This is a genomic window from Gilvimarinus xylanilyticus, assembly GCF_024195295.1.
GTDB classification, from domain to species: Bacteria; Pseudomonadota; Gammaproteobacteria; order Pseudomonadales; family Cellvibrionaceae; genus Gilvimarinus; species Gilvimarinus xylanilyticus.
Genome location: NZ_JAMFTH010000002.1, coordinates 141,601 through 159,003, shown reverse-complemented (window position 1 = coordinate 159,003; position 17,403 = coordinate 141,601). Strand labels below are relative to the sequence as shown.

The following is a 17,403-nucleotide window of genomic DNA, read 5'->3' as shown; positions in this document are numbered from 1 at the left end:
TAAGGTTACTTAATAAGTTTAACTGAAGCGATAAGCAAACAGAGCCAGCCCATTAAAAAGCAAACTCCGCCAATCGGGGTAATGGGGCCAAACAGACGAATGCCGGTGAGTGCCAGGGCATACAGGCTGCCACTAAACAGCAGGCTACCGGCAATAAACAGCCAGCCACTGGCGTTTAACCAGGTCGAGGGCTGAAGCTTTATCAGTAGCGCCACCGCCAGCAATGCGAGGGCGTGATACATCTGATACTGGGTGGCGGTTTCAAACGCCGACAGCAATGTGGGGGTAAGCTTGCCTTTTAAACCATGGGCGGCGAAAGCCCCAAGAGCGACGGCGATAAAGCCTGAGGCGGCGGCGGCGATAAGAAAAAGCTGGTGCATGGTTAGATCCGGCTGACATAAAAAAGCCGCGCGGTGCGCGGCCTTTTGTTGATTCTGGTAGCGCGTGTTTTAGGCGGCTTCCATCATCATATTTTTGACTTTCTTCATGGCGTTTTTCTCGAGCTGGCGAATGCGTTCGGCAGAGACACCGTACTCGGCGGCCAGTTCGTGCAGGGTGGATTTGTCATCCCCCAGCCAGCGGCGCTGCAAAATATCGCGGCTGCGATCGTCCAGCTGCGCCATGGCGCTTTCCAGGCCGTTGACACTGTTTTGTTCCCAGTCGGCCGCTTCAAGTTGGGCGGCCGGGTCCTGGCGGGCGTCTTCCAGATAGTGGGCCGGGGCGACATAGCTGCTGTCGTCGTCATCGCCTTCGGGCGCGTCAAAGGCCGCATCGTAAGATGACAGGCGGCTTTCCATTTCGCGCACATGTTTTACTTCAACGTTCAGGTCTTCGGCGACCGCCTTGGCCTCGTCGTTGGTCAGCCACGCCAAGCGTTTTTTGGCGCCGCGCAGGTTGAAGAACAGTTTGCGCTGGGCTTTGGTGGTTGCCACTTTTACGATACGCCAGTTCTTCAGAATGTATTCGTGGATCTCGGCTTTAATCCAGTGCACCGCAAAAGAGACCAGGCGCACACCTTTTTCGGGGTTAAAGCGCTTGACCGCTTTCATCAGGCCGACATTGCCCTCTTGCACCAAGTCGCCCAGCGGCAAGCCATAGCCGTTGTAAGAACGGGCGATATGCACAACAAAACGCAGGTGCGCCATCACCAGTTTACGGGCGGCGTCCAGGTTGTCGTTGTAGTAAAGGTCTTCAGCGAGTGACTGCTCTTCCTCAACAGTGAGTACAGAGAAATTGCTGACAGCCTGCACATAGGCGTTGAGGTTGCCGCCTGGCGCGAGGTTCCCCAATGGCTGTAGGCTTGTGCCCATAGTGTGTCTACTCCTAAGTGATAACCTTGTTTCGGCCCAGTGGTAATTTCACGGGGCAATTAGTCTAGCACTAGTTATTAGAGACTTCCAATAGCCGAAAGTTCACCGCTAAGCCGCTAAAACCGGCACTTTACGCATATTTACGGGAGGTGTACCTTTCCGGAGACTTGCGCCCTTTCAGGGCATGCGAATTTCTGCAACCCAGCGCCAGTTTAGCGCGGTTTTATGGCCGCCAGATGACGGCCTACGGCAAGCCAGGCGCCAGCCAGCCCAATCAGCCCCGCCAGTAGCACCAGCTGTAAACTGGCAATAAAGCTGAGTCCCTGCAGGCTGAAGTCACTTTGATACAAATTGGCTAACTGAGACACCGGGGTGGCCAGCCAGTTCAGCCCCAGAGCCAGCAGTACCAAGGCGATGACTCCGCCCCCCAGGCCGTACCACAGGCCGGTATACAGAAACGGGCGGCGCACGTAGGCGTCGGTGCCGCCCACCAGTTTGACCACCAAAATCTCGTCGCGCCGGCTCTCAATGGCCAGGCGAATGGTGTTGCCGATTACCAGCAGCAGCCCCAGACCCAGTAACAGCGCAAAGAAAAACACCGCCCGGCTGGCGAGGGTCAGCAGTTGCTCCAAGCGCTGCACCCACAGCATATCCAGGCGGGCGTCGTCGCTGAGTGGGTGTTGTTGCAGGGTGTCCAGCAACCCCTGCAAGGGCTGGCCCTGGCTGGCGGCAAGGCTGGGCTGCACCAACAGTACCGCGGGCAGTGGGTTTTGTTCTAAATCGTCCAACACATCCCCCAGGCCCGAGTGGGTACGGAACTCATCCAGTGCTTGTTGGGGGCTGATATAGGTTAGCTCGGCAATATCGTCGCGCGAGCGTAAATCGTCGCGCCACTGAGTCAAAGCCTGATCGCTGGCGTCGGCGCTTATAAAGACTGATATTTGGCTGGAATCCTGCCACTGATAGCCCAGAGACTCGACATTTTGCAAAGCCACATAAAGCGTCGCGGGCAGGGCGGTAGCCACGGCGATGACCAGCCAGGTTAAAAAGCTTTGCAGCGGGCGGCGCAGCAGACGCAGTAAGCTCTCCAGTGCACAGGTGCTGTGGTGGGCCTGCCAGCTGGCTAAGCGATCGCGCCACTGGGTTTTACTCTGTACGGCCCCCTGGGGGCGAGGTGCCTCTTTGGCTCTCACGGTTCGGCTCTCCCGCTGCTATTCGGGTTAGCCCCGGCGACGACCCGGCCCTCGGCCAGGCTCAGTACACGCTTATTCATACGTCCGATCAGGTCAATGTCGTGGCTGGCAATGACCAGGGTCATGCCCAGCTCGTTAAACTGACGAAACAAGCGCATGATTTCGGCCGACAGCTCGGGGTCCAGGTTACCCGTGGGTTCGTCGGCGAGAATAAGGGCAGGCTTGTTAACCACTGCGCGGGCGATACCCACGCGCTGCTGCTCGCCGCCCGACAGGGTGATGGGGTTTTGCCGCTCTTTGCGTAGCAGCCCCACTTTATCCAGCGAAGCGCGCACCCGGCGGCCGATGTCGGCGTCGTGGTAGCCCGCTACCCTTAAGGGCAGGGCGACATTGTCGAACACGCTGCGATCAAACAGCAGCTGGTGGTTTTGGAACACCACCCCAATATTGCGGCGGTAGTGGGCAATGGCCGAGCCGCGAATGCGTTCGGTGGCGCGGCCGCCCACTTGTATCTGCCCCTGGGTGGGGCGCTCCATCAGCATAATCAACTTCATCAAGGTGCTTTTACCGGCCCCTGAGTGGCCGGTTAAAAACACCATTTCGCCGCGCTCGATATGAAAGTCGACCCGGCTTAGGGCCTCTTGGCCGGTGTCGTAGCGCTTGCTGACGGACTGAAAGCGTATCACCGGTTAAACAGTGCCTCGACAAACGGCGCGGCGCGAAACGGCTGCAAATCGTCAATGCCCTCGCCCACGCCGATAAAGCGCACCGGCCGGTTAAACTGTTTGGTCAGCGCGAAAATGACCCCGCCTTTAGCGGTACCGTCCAGTTTGGTTAGGGCAATACCCGACACCTGGGACGATTCGATAAAGTGCTTGGCCTGGCTGACGGCGTTTTGCCCGGTGCCGGCGTCCAGCACCAGCAAAGTTTCGTGGGGTGCGGTTTCGTCCAGCTTGCCCATCACCCGGCGCACCTTGGACAGCTCTTCCATCAAATGATCTTTGTTGTGCAAACGCCCGGCGGTGTCGGCGATTAATACATCTATGCCCCGAGCCTTAGCGGCCTGCACCGCATCGTAGATGACCGAGGCGCTGTCGGCGCCTGTGTGCTGGGCGATAACCGGAATACTGTTGCGCTCGCCCCACACTTGCAGTTGCTCTACCGCCGCCGCACGGAAGGTGTCCCCGGCGGCCAGCATCACCGACTTGCCTTCGTTTTGCAGGCGTTTGGCTAGCTTACCGATGGTGGTGGTCTTGCCCACGCCGTTTACGCCCACCACTAAAATCACATAGGGCTGGCGGCTGGTATCAATCACCAAGGGGGCTTCGGCCGGTTGCAGCATTTCGCTTAGCGATACCTTAAGCGCGTCCAGCAGCGCCTCTGGGTTGGCCAGCTGTTTGCGGGCGACCCGGTCGGTTAAGTCCTCGATGATTTCCTCGGTGGCCTCCATGCCCACATCGGCGACCAGCAACTGCGATTCGATATCCTCCAGCAGTTCGTCGTCAATCTCCTTTTTACCTAAAAAGAGATTGCCAATACCTTCTGAGAAGTTATTGCTGGTGCGCGCCAGGCCCTTTTTAATACGGCTGAAAAAACCCTCTTTGGCGGGTTTTTCCGGTTCCGGCGCGGGCGCAGGTTCGGGCTCAGGGGCAGTGGGCTCGACGACCGGCACAGGCGTGTCGGCCGCAGGCTCGGGAGCATCCGCTACTGGGGGCTCGGGTACGGGTGCAGGTTCCCGGGCCTCGGGGGCAGGCTCGGGGTCGGGGCTAACCTCATTCTCGACGGCTTCTTCCGGTTGTTCGGCCGGCTTTTGCTTGTCGGTGTCAGAGTTCTTTCTAAAGCGTTTAAAAAACATGGCGGGAGTGCTAACCCTTATCGCTGATCAACAAAGGCGCTATCCTACCACTTCTGAGTACGGGGGAGAGAAACTGGTGGGCAATTTGCACGCGCGGCGACAAAAAACACAGACGCAGACCTTGCGAATCATTGGCGGGCGCTATCGCGGGCGCAAATTAAATTTTGCCGCCGTGGACGGGCTGCGCCCCACCGGCGACCGAATTCGCGAAACCCTGTTTAACTGGTTGGCCCCCGAATTACCTGGCGCTCGCTGCCTAGACTTGTTCGCAGGCTCGGGTGCTCTGGGGCTTGAGGCGCTGTCTCGCGGCGCGGGTGAGGTGCTGATGTGCGAGCGCGACAAACAGGCCGCCGCCTGTATCGCCGACAGCCTAAAAGTGTTGGGCGATTCCCAGGGGCAGTTGCGCCCCGGCGACAGTCTGAGTTTTTTGCAGCAGAGCCCCGAGCCCTTTGATATTGTCTTTTTAGACCCCCCCTTTAGCGCCGATTTATGGCAGGCGGTGATCGATGCGCTGGGGCCGTGGTTGGCCGCCGATGCTTTGGTCTATATTGAATCCCAAACGGATACCGCTTATTGCGTGCCCGCCAGCTGGCAGCTGCACCGCGACAAACGCGCCGGTAAGGTGAGATATTGCCTGTATCGAGTAGCAAGCGCAGAGCGAATTTTGTAGTATCCGCCCCCACAATCCGACAGTAGAGAATAAGACTATGCGCAAGGTCGTGTACCCGGGCACTTTTGACCCTATTACCAATGGCCACAAGGATTTGGTGGAGCGTGCCTGCCGCCTGTTTGACCATGTGATTGTCGCCGTTGCCGCCAGCACCCGTAAGCAACCGCTGTTCGACCTGGAGGAACGGGTCGCCCTGGCTCGGCAAACCCTGTCGCACCTGGATAATGTCGAGGTCTGTGGGTTTGATAATCTGCTGGTGGAGTTTGTTCACGACCGCGGCGCCCAGGGCGTATTGCGAGGTTTGCGGGCGGTGTCGGACTTTGAGTACGAGTTCCAGCTGGCGAATATGAATCGCGCCCTGGATTCGCGCATGGAAAGCCTGTTTTTGACCCCCGCCGAACACCTTTCTTATATTTCATCCTCCATTGTGCGTGAAATTGCCACTTTGGGCGGCGATGTCAGCAAGTTTGTGACTCCCGAGGTAGAGGCCGCCCTTAAAGCTAAATTCGCCGCCCGCGCATAAAGCGTGTGTCTTTAATGGCCAATTGATTGTTGAAACCGGTTACATTGTGGGGCATTATTGCGCCGCGAATTAGACCTAGCCCCGGCATAGGCCCGAGAAATACCCAAAGGAAACATAGCTTCATGACGGCTTCATTAGAGACCCAAACCCAGCGCCTGGCCAACTGGTTTCAGGATCAAGCACTGCCCTTGTGGCGCACCCGCAGCGTTACCGCAAAGGGAACCAGTATCGAGCGTTTGTTGGCCTCGGGTGAGGTGGATACCCAGGCGAATATCCGCGTCCGCGTGCAGGCCCGTCAGGCTTTTTTCTTTACCGCTGCCGAGTCCCTCGGCTGGTGCGACGATGGCGCCGCAGTAGGGCAGCAAATGCTGGCCTATGTGGAAAATAAGGCGGCGCACCCAACGGCTGGGGGCGGTTTTACCCACCTGTTTAACCCGGATTTTGACGTAATCGACACCAAGCAGGATTTATACGATCACGCTTTCTTCCTGCTCGCCTATGCCTGGCAGTACCGGGTACGCCAAGACTCCGCCGCGCTGGAAAAAGCCCGGCAATTGGTCGCCCACTTTGACAGGGCCTTTGCTATGGGTAACGGCGGTTGGTCCGAGGGGGATTACGACTACGCCTGGCGTCGGCAAAACCCGCATATGCATTTGTTTGAGGCTTTTATGGCGCTGTACGAGGCGAGCGGCGATAACGCCTGGCTGGAGCGTGCCGGACAAATGTTTGCGCTGTTTGAAAAACACTTTTTCTCGGCCGAGCAGGGGGTGTTGTTCGAGTTCTTTAACGACGACTGGACCCTGGCCCCCGCCGATGCCGGTCAGGTGGTCGAGCCCGGTCATATGATGGAGTGGGTGTGGCTGCTGGATTGGTATCAGCGCTTAAGTGGTACCGATGTCAGTGAATATTTGTCGGTACTCTATCGGCGCGGCCTGGAGCTAGGGCTGAAAGCAGATTCGGGGTTGCTGTACGATTCCGTAACCCCCGCCGGAGAAATTTTGCAGCACACCAAGCGCTGCTGGGGCCTAACCGAGCTGATTAAAGCCTCATTGGTCATGGCCCAGCGCGGCGACCCGAGCGCCGAACAGCGCGCCGCCGATTCGGTCGCCACCTTGTTTGACTATTACTTGTGCGGCTCTACCCCCGGCAGCTATGTCGACCAGCGCGGCGAGCAGGATGAAGTGGTGGTGGATACCGCGCCTGCCAGTACCCTCTACCATTTGTTGGTGTTGATGCAGGAGTTGCTGAGGTATCAGGGTAAATAAGTCTGACGTCGGATGTCGGACGTCAGACGTTTTGGAGTGACCCGCGTCAGTCCTCAGACATCAGACGTCTGACCTTTTATTCAATCACCCTTCGGCGGCACATTGGTACTTTTACGAATCACAAACTCCGCTGGCAGCACATTCTCTTCCTGGGCCAGGTCCTGGCCCTCTATCAGGCGCAGCAGCATATCCATCGATAGTTTGCCCATTTCTTCGGCGGGCTGGGTGACGGTGGTTAAGCTGGGGTCGCAGTAGCGGGCGTAGCTGATGTCGTCAAAGCCGGTCACCGAAATGTCTTCCGGCACACGCAGGCCTGCGCTTTTAAAGGTTTGCATGGCGCCAATGGCCATTTCATCGTTCATGCAGAACACTGCGGTGGGGCGGTTGCTCATGGTGCAAAACTGCTTGGCGCTGTTAAGGCCGGACCAGGTGGTGAAGTCGCCCTCGGCGATTAGGGCCGGATCGAATTCCAGGTCAGCCGCCTCCAGTGCCTCGCGGTAGCCCGCCAGGCGGTCCACGGTGTGTGGGTTGGTGCTCAGGCCCGATATTACCCCAATGCGTTTGTGTCCCAGGGAGATCAGGTACTCCACCACCGAGCGCGCCGCGCCGCGGTTGTCGATGCGCACTCGCGGGCCGGTGGTAGATTCGCAGCCGCAGACATTTACAAAGGCGACATCTTTGGGGATTTGGCTTTGTTTGCCCGGCTCGTCGGGGCGCAGCTGAATTACGCCGTCGGCCAGGCGGGTTTCTACCCGGCGAATATACTCTTTCTCGCGCTCGGGCAGGCCGCGGGTGTCGCCCAGCAGTACCGCATAGCCTTTTTGCTGGGCGCGGTCTTCGATCGAGCGGATCACTTCCGAGAAAAACGGGTTGGTAATATCGGGTACCAGTACCACCACTGCGTAGCTTTTTGCCGAGCGGAAGCTGCGCGCCAGCATATTGGGGCGGTAGCCCACTTTCTCGATGGCGCTGTGCACTTTATTTAAGCTGGTTTGTGAAACTTTTTCGGGGTCGCTCAGGGCGCGCGACACTGTGGCGACAGATACGCCGGCCTCGCGGGCTACATCTCGAATATTGGACACTGGTTTTGCCTATATGCTGATCGGTTTGCGGGGATACTAGCACAGCACCGCAATGCCGATAAGTAGTGTAAAGTGCTGGCGTTTTGCGGTGTAATCGGTTACATTTCGCGCTGTTGATATTCGTGGAGCGATTGAATTGCGGTGGTCGGCATTCCCAGGCCCGGCCGGATCTGGCATTATTGCTTGCTGGGAGTTGTGTGATACCGGTTGCACAAGCCGATCAGGCGCTTCAATCCAGCTCTAATTCGTATAATAACGTTGGACACTCTGTATGCAGTTAGCATTTATCGATGTGGCGGTGATCGTCGGTTACATCCTCGCCACAGTTGTAATCGGTTTCTGGATCTCCGCCAAGGCCAGCAAAAACATTCGCAGTTACTTTTTGGGCGGCAATAAGCTCAAGTGGTACACCCTGGGGCTGTCCAACGCCTCGGGTATGTTCGATATCTCGGGCACCATGTGGATGGTCTACCTGCTGTTCGTCTACGGCTTAACCAGTGTCTACATCCCCTGGTTGTGGCCCGTGTTTAACCAGATTTTTATGATGGTTTTTCTCTCGGTTTGGTTGCGTCGTTCGGGCGTGTTGACTGGGGCCGAGTGGATTACCTTCCGTTTCGGCGATGGTCTGGGGGCGCGCCTGTCCCACCTTATTGTGGTGCTTTTTGCCCTGGTGAATGTGGTGGGCTTTTTGGCCTATGGCTTTATCGGTATCGGCAAGTTTGCCTCGGTGTTTTTGCCCTGGGAGCTGTCGCCCGACCCGACCACTAACGATATTTACTACGGCCTGATTATCACCGCGCTGACCACGGTGTATGTGGTGAAAGGCGGTATGTTCAGCGTGGTGTTTACCGAGGTGCTGCAGTTTTTCATCATGACCTTCGCCTGTGTGGCGGTGGGTATTATCGCCATGAAATTGGTATCGCCGGAAATGCTGGCCGCCGCCGTGCCGGAAAACTGGACCAGTATTGGGTTTGGTTGGAATCTGGATATGGACTGGTCGGGCATACTCGAGTCGGCCAATACCAAAATTGTGACCGATGGCTACGAGCCTTTCACCATCTTCTTTATGTTGATGTTGACCTCGGGCATTCTCAAAAGCTTGATGGGCCCGCCCCCCAACTATGATATGCAACGGGTGCTATCGGCACGCACACCCACCGAGGCGGCCAAAATGAGCGGTTTTGTGAATGTGGTGCTGCTGTTTCCGCGCTATATGCTCATTGCCGGTTTGACCGTGCTGGCGTTGGTCTACTTTATGGATGATCTGCGGGCCATGGGGCCGGATGTCGACTTTGAGCAGATTCTGCCCTTTGCCATGCGCGAGTTTGTCCCGCCCGGTTTGCTGGGGCTGCTTATCGCCGGGTTGCTGGCCGCGTTTATGTCCACCTTTGCAGCCACCACCAACGCCGCCCCGGCCTATGTGGTGAATGATATTTACAAGCGCTACTTTAAGCCCGGCGGCAGTGACAAAAACTATGTTGTGGCGAGCTATGTGGTCTCGGTACTGTTTGTGGTGCTGGGGGTGCTAATCGGTCTGTTCGTACCCTCCCTTAACTCGATCATCATGTGGATTGTCAGCGCCTTTTACGGTGCCTACACCGCCTCCAATGTGCTCAAGTGGTTCTGGTGGCGCTTTAACGGCGTGGGTTATTTCTGCGGCATGGCCGCCGGGGTGGTGATTCTGCTGGCGATTCAGCTTATCCAATGGATGATGGGCGTGGAGTTTATGCAGATTTACGCCTTTCCCTTTATCTTTTTGGGTTGTTTTATCGCCTGCGTAGTCGGCTCGTTAATGTCTGAACCCGACGATATGGAAGTGCTGAAAAACTTTTATATCAAAGTGCGTCCCTGGGGTTTCTGGGGGCCGGTTTACGAGGCGGCGAAACAAGACCACCCCGAGCTTGAACGCAACCGTGAATGCGGCCGCGACTGGGCCAATATTGCCGTGGGGATTGTCTGGCAAACATCCATGACAGCGTCGGCCATTTTTATGGTGATTCAACACTGGCAAGAGTTTGTGATCTCGCTGGTTGTAGTCGCCGCCAGTAGTTTTTATCTGTGGCAATTCTGGTGGCGCAAGCTCAAAGACTACCCGGCGGATACCCCGGAAAAATATTTGCCCCGCACGTAAAACCAAAGCGGGGCGCCCCCGAGATGGGGGCTTTTTAATATCGCAGGCTGTAACCGGTTTCTGATCTCCGGCTGCCGTCTGGCTACTGAACAATTGAACTTGCAGGAAAAGAATATGAGCAATTTTAAGGCACGCGCCCAGGCGCTTTTACAGCAACACGAGCAGCTGATCGCTCGCCCCAACCGCGAAGTGACGCCGGGCAATGGAATCTACTCGCGCTGGGAGAACCCGATTCTCACCGCCGAGCATGCCCCCATTACCTGGCGCTATGATCTGAACGAAAAAACCAACCCCTTTTTAATGGAGCGTCAGGGTGTAAACGCCGCGTTTAACTCGGGCGCACTTTACTGGAAGGGCAAATACATTCTTGCGGTGCGCGTCGAAGGCAATGATCGCAAAAGCTTTTTTGCGATTGCCGAAAGCCCCAACGGCGTGGATAACTTCCGCTTCTGGGATTACCCGATCACCTTGCCGGAAACCGATCGCCCGGACACCAATGTATACGATATGCGCTTAACCCAGCACGAAGACGGCTATATTTACGGCCTGTTCTGCACCGAGCGCAAAGACGACACTCAACCCAATGATCTGTCAGCCGCTGAAGCTCAGTGTGGTATTGCCCGCACCAAAGACTTGGTCAACTGGGAGCGTCTGCCCGATTTAATTACCTACTCGGGCCAGCAGCGCAATGTGGTACTGCACCCCGAGTTTGTGGATGGCAAGTACGCGCTCTACACCCGCCCGCAGGACGGCTTTATCAGTGTCGGTTCCGGCGGCGGCATTGGCTGGGGCTTGAGCGAGTCCATGGAAAATGCCGAAATTAAAGATGAAGTTATCGTCGACGGCAAGGAATACCACACCATTAAAGAAGTGAAAAACGGTCAGGGTCCCGCGCCTATCAAAACGGATAAAGGCTGGCTGCACCTGGCTCACGGTGTGCGCAACACCGCCGCCGGTCTGCGCTATGTGCTGTACGTATTTATGACCGACCTGGACAAACCCTGGGTGGTTACCCATCGCCCCGGCGGTCACTTTATCGCCCCGCAAGGCAGCGAACGTGTGGGTGATGTATCCAACGTGGCTTTTGCCAATGGCTGGATCGTGAATGAAAACAACGATGTGTTTGTTTACTACGCCTCGTCCGACACGCGCATGCATGTGGCTACCTCCACCGTCGATAAGCTGGTGGATTACTGCATCAACACTCCCGAGGACGGATTGCGTTCCGCCGCTTCGGTGCAAACGCGCAACGCGCTGATCAAAAGCAACCTGGATATTTTGGATTCGCTGAAATGAGTCAGGCGGCTATTCAACAAAACCTACTAAGCAAAACGCAAATGGCAGACGAGTGTCGCGCCGAATTGGCGCGCACGGGTCGCTGGTGGTTGGATTATTCGCTGGATCACGAAAACGGCGGTTTCTACGGCCAAATTTGCGACGACAACAAGCCCGATCCCGCTGCGGAAAAAGGCATTGTGTTAAACACGCGCATACTCTGGTTCTTTAGCGAAGCGGCGCGCTTTAGTAATAATGCCGATTATCGTCAGGCGGCCGAGCGCGCCTATCACTACCTGCGCGATTACTTTTTTGACACGGAGTTTGGCGGTTATTACTGGTCATTGAATGCAGACGGCTCGGTTGCCAATGACAAAAAGCAGGTTTACGCCCAGGCGTTTGGCGTTTATGCCCTGGTGGCCTACTACCAGTTAACCGGCGAACAACAAGTGCTGGATGATGCTTTGGCCTGCTTTGAGTTGATTGAGTGCCATTGTATTGATCGCGAGCAAGAGGGCTACTTTGAAGCCTATACCCGCGAGTGGGGCAAGATGGACGATGTGCGCCTGAGCGAAAAGGATCTTAACTTTCCCAAGACCATGAACACCCATTTGCATGTGCTGGAGGCCTACACCTCGTTGTACCAGGTATGCAAAGAAGAGCGCATTGAAAAAGCACTGGCGTACAACATCGATTTGTTTGACCGCTACATGATCGACCGCGGCAACTATCACCTGCGCATGTTTATGCAAGACGATTGGCAGGACTGCTCCACTGAGCTGACCTACGGCCATGACATCGAGTGTGCCTGGCTGCTGTATAAAGCCCTGCAGTCACTGGGTGATCAAACGCGTACCGATAAGCTGGTGCCGGATATTATTAAGCTTTCGCACACCTGTCGACGCGAGGCGCTGGGCGAGTTGGGCGAAGTGCTGGACAGTATGGAAAAGGCCACAGGCAAAGTGCACAGCCAGCGCGTTTGGTGGGTGCAGGCCGAAGCCTTGGTAGGCTTTTTGGTCGCCTGGAAACTCAGCGACGAGCCGGTTCTGTTTGAGACTGCCGCCAATGTTTGGAGTTTTATTAAAGAATACCAAATGGATACCGAACGCGGTGAGTGGCGCTGGCACTGTCGGTTGGATGAGCCCGATGGTGCGCGCGATTACAAAGCCGGTTTCTGGAAAGGCCCTTATCACAATGGCCGCGCCATGATTGAGGTGGCAAAGCTGTTGGCCGAATAAAGCTAAACGATTCAACTAAAAAAGTAGAGAACTCTCATGATAAAAATGCCCGCTTTTCTTTTCGCGTTGGTGTGCCTGTTGGCCGCCTGCGCCGGTCCGCAAACGAATGCCCCGGCGGATGATTTTGTCCGTGTTCAGGGCACCCAATTTATGTTAGACGACGAGCCCTATCGCTACGTTGGCACCAACATGTGGTATGGCGCCTACCTGGGTGCGCCCGGCGAGCTGGGTGACCGCGAGCGTCTGATTAAAGAGTTGGATTTGCTGCACGCCAAAGGCATTAACAACTTGCGTGTACTCGCCGCCTCGGAAGACAGCGAATTAATGCGCGCGGTGCGTCCGGCGATTGTAGAAAATAAAGAGGGTGAGTTAAATCAGGCTCTGTTGCAAGGCATGGACTTCCTGTTGGCGGAAATGGCCAAGCGCGATATGAAAGCCGTGTTGTACCTGAACAATTTCTGGCAGTGGTCCGGCGGTATGTCGCAGTATGTTGCCTGGTTTACCGGCGAGCCGGTGTTCGACCCAGATGTGACCGGTAAGTGGAACCCGTTTATGCAAAACTCGGCACGCTTTTACCGCATGCCCGAAGCCCAGGCACTGTATCGCGATGTGATTAAAACCGTGGTGACCCGCACCAACACCATTACCGGTGTTGCTTACAACCAGGACCCCACCATTATGTCCTGGCAGCTGGCCAACGAACCGCGTCCCGGCAGCGATGCCGATGGTCGCCCGTATTTTTCTCACTTTGAAAAGTGGATTGACGAAACCGCCGGTTACATCAAAGCGTTAGCACCTCAGCAACTGGTAAGCACCGGCAACGAAGGCGCCATGGGCACTTTGCAGGATGCCGAGCTTTTTGAGCAGTCCCACGCCAGTGACAATGTCGACTACCTGACTTTTCACATGTGGATTAAAAACTGGAGCTGGTTTGACGTAAAAGACGCCGAAGCTTCTTACCCCGGTGCCTGGGAAACCGCGCAAGAATACATGCAGCAACATATGGCGATTGCCGAGCGTTTAAACAAACCCATTGTACTGGAAGAGTTTGGTGTAGAGCGCGATAACGGCGTGTTTGCCCGCAATACCAGGACCAAGTACCGCGACCGTTTTTACGCTCAGGTGTTTAACTTTATTGAAAGCAACGCCCGCGCCGGTGGCCCCTTTGCCGGTTCCAACTTTTGGGCCTGGGGCGGCTTTGGTGAAACCGACCGCGAAGATTATATGTGGCAGCCAGGGGATGACTTCTTTGGCGATCCGCCGCAAGAGGCGCAGGGCTTAAATTCGGTTTTCTCCAACGACGAGTCGACTCTGCGCATTATTAAAGACCATGCCCAGGCACTACAAGCAATAGAATAAAGGACAAGATTATGCGAAAAACTCTCATTAAAACTGGCGTTTTGTGCAGCGCACTGCTGCTTAGCGTCAACGCCGCTGCCGAAAAAAAATTTGAAGGTTTAGCCGATACCCCGCCCATGGGTTGGAACAGCTGGAATACTTTCGACTGTGATGTCGATGAAAACATGATTCGCGAAATGGCCGACGCCATGGTGGAGTCGGGCATGCGTGACGCGGGTTACGAGTACATCAATATCGATGACTGCTGGCACGGCGAGCGCGATGAGAACGGCGAAATTCAGGTCAGTGAAGAGCACTTTCCCTCGGGTATGAAAGCGCTGGCCGATTATGTGCACAGCAAAGGCTTAAAACTGGGTATTTACTCTGATGCCGGTAACACCACCTGTGCCGGTCGCCCGGGCTCTCGCGGCCACGAATATCAAGATGCCCGCACCTATGCCGAGTGGGGTATCGATTACTTAAAATACGACTGGTGCGATACCGAAAACATTAACCCCATCGGTGCCTACACCACCATGCGCGATGCGCTGCACGAAGCGGGGCGGCCCATTTACTACAGCATTTGCGAGTGGGGCGACAATCAGCCCTGGGAGTGGGCGCAGGACATCGGCCACAGCTGGCGTGCCACTGGTGACATCTACCCCTGCTGGGACTGCTCCTACAACTGGGGTAGCTGGAGCAGCTTGGGGGTCTTAAAAATTCTGGATATCCGCAAAGACTTGCGCTTGCGCCAGTACGCCGGCCCCGGTCACTGGAACGACTACGACATGATGGAAGTGGGCAATGGTATGACCGAGGCGGAAGACCGTTCGCACTTCTCGCTGTGGGCCATGCTTAACTCGCCGCTGATTACCGGCAACGACCTGCGCAGCATGTCGGACACCACCCGCGAGATCTTAACCAATAAGGAAATTATCGCCCTTAACCAAGACCCTAAAGGCGTCGAAGCCATGCGCTACATTGATGCCGGCGACTTGAATGTGTTCCTCAAGCCGCTGGCCAACGATGAGCTGGCCCTGCTGTTTTTAAACCGCGGTGACGACGTACTCAAGTACTCTCACGATTGGCAGTTTAATATCATCAAAGATGATCAGACTGGGCTGGAGATTAACTTTAACAATGAGCGTTTCACCTGGAAGGACCTGTGGAAAGGCGGCAAGGGTAATACCGATAAGCCCCTGAACTTGGAAATCCCACCCCACGATGTGGTGGTATTGCGCTTAAAGCCTGCCAACTAAGCGGGCAGCGACAGACACAAAAAAGGCGGCAAAATTGCCGCCTTTTTTGTGTCTCAATTTTACCAAACTGAACTCTAGCCTAAACTGTTCTGCGTTCTGCGTTCTGCGTTCTGCGTTCTGCGTTCTGCGTTCTGCGTTCTGCGTTCTGCGTTCTGCGTTCTGCTGCCTACCCCTCCATATTAAAATCATAACTCATGGATTCGCTGGGCTCTTGCAGATAGTGGCCCTGAATATAGTGCACGCCCGCCTGCCATAAGGTGGATAGTACGCTGGCATTCTCGACATAAGGCACAATGGTGATTTTCTCGCCTTCGTGCAGCTCTTGCAGCAGTTGGGTTAAGGCCTCGGGGCTTTCGCTTTTGCTTTGAATATCCTGAGTGAAGGAACCGTCCACTTTCACGATGGGGGCATCCACGTGCTTGAGGGTATTGAATGGATTGAGTGAGCAGCCAAAACTGCTGATGGCGAATGCGGATCCCAGCTTTTTGAGTCCGTTGTTAAGCGCTTTAGCCGCGTTCAAGTGGTTGGTTACGTCTATTTCGGGCGCTTGGAAAACAATGGCGTCGGTGGGTAACTTGGCGGCTTTAAAGGCGACACCCAGCCAGGGTAGCAGACTGTCGTCGCAAATAGAGGCGCGGTTTAGGTTAACGATTAACTTAGTGTTGCTACCCTGGGCGCGGTGCTCGGCCAACATTTTGATGGACTCGAGAATCACCCAGCGGTCAACCTTGGTGCCCAGGCCAGCTTCGGCGGCGGATTCCAAAAAGCGCGTGGGCGACACTTCTTCGCCTTTTTCGTTGGCCAGACGCAGCAGAACTTCGTAGTACTCATCGTCCGAGCCACGCAGGCTGATAATGGGTTGGAACATCAGCCGGAAGAGATCATTGTCCAGGGCGTTTTGTACTTCACTCAGGATGTCTTTTTCTTCTTTTTCCTCGTCGCTCATGGGGGGTTCGTACAGCAGGGCCGAGGCCTCTTCACTGGCGCGGGCCTTTTCCATAGCGTCAATGGCCTGTTCGATCACGGTTTCGGCGCTCACGCTGTTTTCATTGATGATCGACACCCCGATGCTGGCCGTTAGCTGTAAGGTTTTACTGTTAACCTCGACGATATGCTCGGCTACTTTGTGGCATAGCTCGTCGGCGTGTTTGACCGCGTCTTTCGCCGTGGTTTGGGTGGTTAACAGGGTAAAGCTGGTATCGCCAAAGCGCGCCAGGGTTTCGCCTTCTTTTAACTGCGAATCGAATAGGCGCGATAGATCATCCAGGGCTGCGTCGGCGCCCGATACCCCCAGGCGGCTTTGTACAGTATCGGCAAAATCGTTGATGTCGATATAAAGCAGCGCGCGACTTTGTCCGTCGGCCAAGTTGTCGATGACCTTGTCGGTATGGCTGAGCATAAAACTGCGGTTGTACAGCCCGGTAACCACGTCTTTGGATTTCACCGCCTCTAGCTCTTGGGCGGAGACGCCATCGTTGCGTGTGGCGCGCGCTAAAAACTGGATGCAGGGCTCTTCATCATAAGTCGCGTGAGCAACATCAAGAGAGATCTCGGCGGTTTTGCCGTCTTGGCGCAGGCCCTGAAAGGTCAGCTGGGTGGACTCAGAATCCACCCCTTTCAGGGTAAAGTTTTTCAGAAATTCCTTGAGCTTTTTCTGATCGGAATCGGCCACCATGTCCATAATGGGCATGCAGTCGATATCGTCTTTGTCGTCGTAGCCAAACAGCTCGGCGAAGGACTCGTTGGCGTAGAGGTATAAACCATCTTGCACATAGGCAATGGCGTCGCGCGAGCTGTCCAGTAGCGACTGGGCGCGGCGCTCGGATTCGCGGAAACGGCGCTCGGCAATGCGTTTGTCCTGACGCTGCTGGCGGTTGATGATTTCGCGGTTAATCGCCATCAGCAAATGCTGGTCTTCATCCAGACGGATGACGTCGTGAGCGCCTAACTTCAGCCCCTCGACAATTGGCAGGCTGCCCTCTTCGTCGGTAAGCAGCAGCATAGGCACATCTTTGTTCAGGCGGCGGATGGTTTGGATGGCCTTGGCGGGGGAGAGATTTTCGGTATTGTCGTGGGCGATGGCCAAATCCCAGGCTTGTTCCTCCAGCAGTTTGATCAGTGAATCCTCAGCGGTCACATGTTGCGCCCGATTGGGACGCCCGGCGTTGTGCAACATGCTGATCAGACGCTCGGCCTCGGCCTGAGAGTCGTTGAGAATAAGCAAACGGATTGTATCGTTGGGATTCATAGAAGGTGACTGCACT

At 55.7% G+C, this 17,403-nt stretch carries 15 protein-coding genes; 8 read left to right on the top strand and 7 right to left on the bottom strand.

What is annotated here, in order from left to right:
• Positions 1-5: 5 nt before the first annotated feature.
• From M6D89_RS09650 to ftsY, 5 genes are all read right to left on the bottom strand, one after another.
• Positions 6-380, bottom strand: a complete 375-nt coding sequence (locus tag M6D89_RS09650) for a DUF423 domain-containing protein (protein WP_253967858.1) — start codon at positions 378-380, stop codon at positions 6-8.
• A 69-nt stretch (positions 381-449) separates the two neighbouring features.
• Positions 450-1,310 (bottom strand): RNA polymerase sigma factor RpoH, encoded by an 861-nt coding sequence (rpoH, locus tag M6D89_RS09645; RefSeq protein ID WP_253967857.1) that lies wholly within the window; start codon positions 1,308-1,310, stop codon positions 450-452.
• A gap of 212 nt (positions 1,311-1,522) precedes the next feature.
• A complete protein-coding gene (gene ftsX, locus M6D89_RS09640) occupies positions 1,523-2,503 on the bottom strand; it encodes a permease-like cell division protein FtsX (protein WP_253967856.1) in 981 nt (326 codons plus the stop codon).
• Complete coding sequence (gene ftsE / locus M6D89_RS09635) at positions 2,500-3,189, bottom strand: cell division ATP-binding protein FtsE (RefSeq protein ID WP_253967855.1); 690 nt, start codon at positions 3,187-3,189, stop codon at positions 2,500-2,502. Before ftsE ends, ftsX begins: the two co-directional genes overlap by 4 nt.
• Complete coding sequence (gene ftsY, locus M6D89_RS09630) at positions 3,186-4,358, bottom strand: signal recognition particle-docking protein FtsY (RefSeq protein ID WP_253967854.1); 1,173 nt, start codon at positions 4,356-4,358, stop codon at positions 3,186-3,188. Before ftsY ends, ftsE begins: the two co-directional genes overlap by 4 nt.
• Here ftsY and rsmD point away from each other — a divergent pair.
• The 3 genes from rsmD (at position 4,357) to M6D89_RS09615 (ending at position 6,816) form a co-directional block, all read left to right on the top strand.
• Positions 4,357-5,028, top strand: a complete 672-nt coding sequence (rsmD, locus tag M6D89_RS09625) for a 16S rRNA (guanine(966)-N(2))-methyltransferase RsmD (protein WP_253967853.1) — start codon at positions 4,357-4,359, stop codon at positions 5,026-5,028. The two genes, ftsY and rsmD, sit on opposite strands and share 2 nt — an antisense overlap.
• Before the next feature lie 37 nt (positions 5,029-5,065).
• Positions 5,066-5,551: a pantetheine-phosphate adenylyltransferase gene (gene coaD / locus M6D89_RS09620; RefSeq protein ID WP_253967852.1), complete on the top strand. Its 486-nt coding sequence runs from the start codon at positions 5,066-5,068 to the stop codon at positions 5,549-5,551.
• 122 nt (positions 5,552-5,673) lie between these two features.
• Positions 5,674-6,816, top strand: a complete 1,143-nt coding sequence (locus M6D89_RS09615) for an AGE family epimerase/isomerase (protein WP_253967851.1) — start codon at positions 5,674-5,676, stop codon at positions 6,814-6,816.
• Between the two features lie 80 nt (positions 6,817-6,896).
• On the opposite strand, the gene M6D89_RS09610 is transcribed toward M6D89_RS09615, so the two are convergent.
• Positions 6,897-7,898 carry a LacI family DNA-binding transcriptional regulator gene (locus M6D89_RS09610; protein WP_253967850.1) on the bottom strand — a complete coding sequence of 334 codons (1,002 nt, stop codon included), beginning with the start codon at positions 7,896-7,898 and terminating at the stop codon, positions 6,897-6,899.
• 271 nt (positions 7,899-8,169) lie between these two features.
• Between M6D89_RS09610 and M6D89_RS09605 the strand changes: the two genes are divergently transcribed.
• The 5 genes from M6D89_RS09605 to M6D89_RS09585 all read left to right on the top strand — a co-directional run bounded on the left by M6D89_RS09605 (position 8,170) and on the right by M6D89_RS09585 (position 15,139).
• The gene (locus tag M6D89_RS09605) at positions 8,170-10,029 is read left to right on the top strand and encodes a sodium:solute symporter family protein (RefSeq protein ID WP_253967849.1); all 1,860 of its coding nucleotides are present in this window, start codon (positions 8,170-8,172) and stop codon (positions 10,027-10,029) included.
• A gap of 114 nt (positions 10,030-10,143) precedes the next feature.
• Positions 10,144-11,325, top strand: coding sequence for a 4-O-beta-d-mannosyl-d-glucose phosphorylase Mgp130 (gene mgp130 / locus M6D89_RS09600; RefSeq protein ID WP_253967848.1), 1,182 nt, complete (start codon positions 10,144-10,146; stop codon positions 11,323-11,325).
• A complete protein-coding gene (locus M6D89_RS09595; protein WP_253967847.1) occupies positions 11,322-12,542 on the top strand; it encodes an AGE family epimerase/isomerase in 1,221 nt (406 codons plus the stop codon). The genes mgp130 and M6D89_RS09595 overlap by 4 nt, the downstream gene beginning before the upstream one ends.
• A 36-nt stretch (positions 12,543-12,578) precedes the next feature.
• Complete coding sequence (locus tag M6D89_RS09590) at positions 12,579-13,901, top strand: glycoside hydrolase 5 family protein (protein WP_253967846.1); 1,323 nt, start codon at positions 12,579-12,581, stop codon at positions 13,899-13,901.
• An 11-nt stretch (positions 13,902-13,912) separates the two neighbouring features.
• Complete coding sequence (locus tag M6D89_RS09585) at positions 13,913-15,139, top strand: glycoside hydrolase family 27 protein (RefSeq protein WP_253967845.1); 1,227 nt, start codon at positions 13,913-13,915, stop codon at positions 15,137-15,139.
• Between the two features lie 166 nt (positions 15,140-15,305).
• On the opposite strand, the gene M6D89_RS09580 is transcribed toward M6D89_RS09585, so the two are convergent.
• The gene (locus M6D89_RS09580; RefSeq protein ID WP_253967844.1) at positions 15,306-17,387 is read right to left on the bottom strand and encodes an EAL domain-containing response regulator; all 2,082 of its coding nucleotides are present in this window, start codon (positions 17,385-17,387) and stop codon (positions 15,306-15,308) included.
• Positions 17,388-17,403 lie beyond the last annotated feature (16 nt).

Coding starts and splice junctions, on each gene's coding strand:
- rpoH (WP_253967857.1), bottom strand. CDS start 1,310: ATGGGCACAAGCCTACAGCCATTGGGGAACCTCGCGCCAGGCGGCAAC.
- M6D89_RS09615 (WP_253967851.1), top strand. CDS start 5,674: ATGACGGCTTCATTAGAGACCCAAACCCAGCGCCTGGCCAACTGGTTT.
- M6D89_RS09590 (WP_253967846.1), top strand. CDS start 12,579: ATGATAAAAATGCCCGCTTTTCTTTTCGCGTTGGTGTGCCTGTTGGCC.
- M6D89_RS09580 (WP_253967844.1), bottom strand. CDS start 17,387: ATGAATCCCAACGATACAATCCGTTTGCTTATTCTCAACGACTCTCAG.
- coaD (WP_253967852.1), top strand. CDS start 5,066: ATGCGCAAGGTCGTGTACCCGGGCACTTTTGACCCTATTACCAATGGC.
- mgp130 (WP_253967848.1), top strand. CDS start 10,144: ATGAGCAATTTTAAGGCACGCGCCCAGGCGCTTTTACAGCAACACGAG.
- rsmD (WP_253967853.1), top strand. CDS start 4,357: ATGGCGGGAGTGCTAACCCTTATCGCTGATCAACAAAGGCGCTATCCT.
- M6D89_RS09595 (WP_253967847.1), top strand. CDS start 11,322: ATGAGTCAGGCGGCTATTCAACAAAACCTACTAAGCAAAACGCAAATG.
- M6D89_RS09605 (WP_253967849.1), top strand. CDS start 8,170: ATGCAGTTAGCATTTATCGATGTGGCGGTGATCGTCGGTTACATCCTC.
- ftsY (WP_253967854.1), bottom strand. CDS start 4,358: ATGTTTTTTAAACGCTTTAGAAAGAACTCTGACACCGACAAGCAAAAG.
- M6D89_RS09650 (WP_253967858.1), bottom strand. CDS start 380: ATGCACCAGCTTTTTCTTATCGCCGCCGCCGCCTCAGGCTTTATCGCC.
- M6D89_RS09585 (WP_253967845.1), top strand. CDS start 13,913: ATGCGAAAAACTCTCATTAAAACTGGCGTTTTGTGCAGCGCACTGCTG.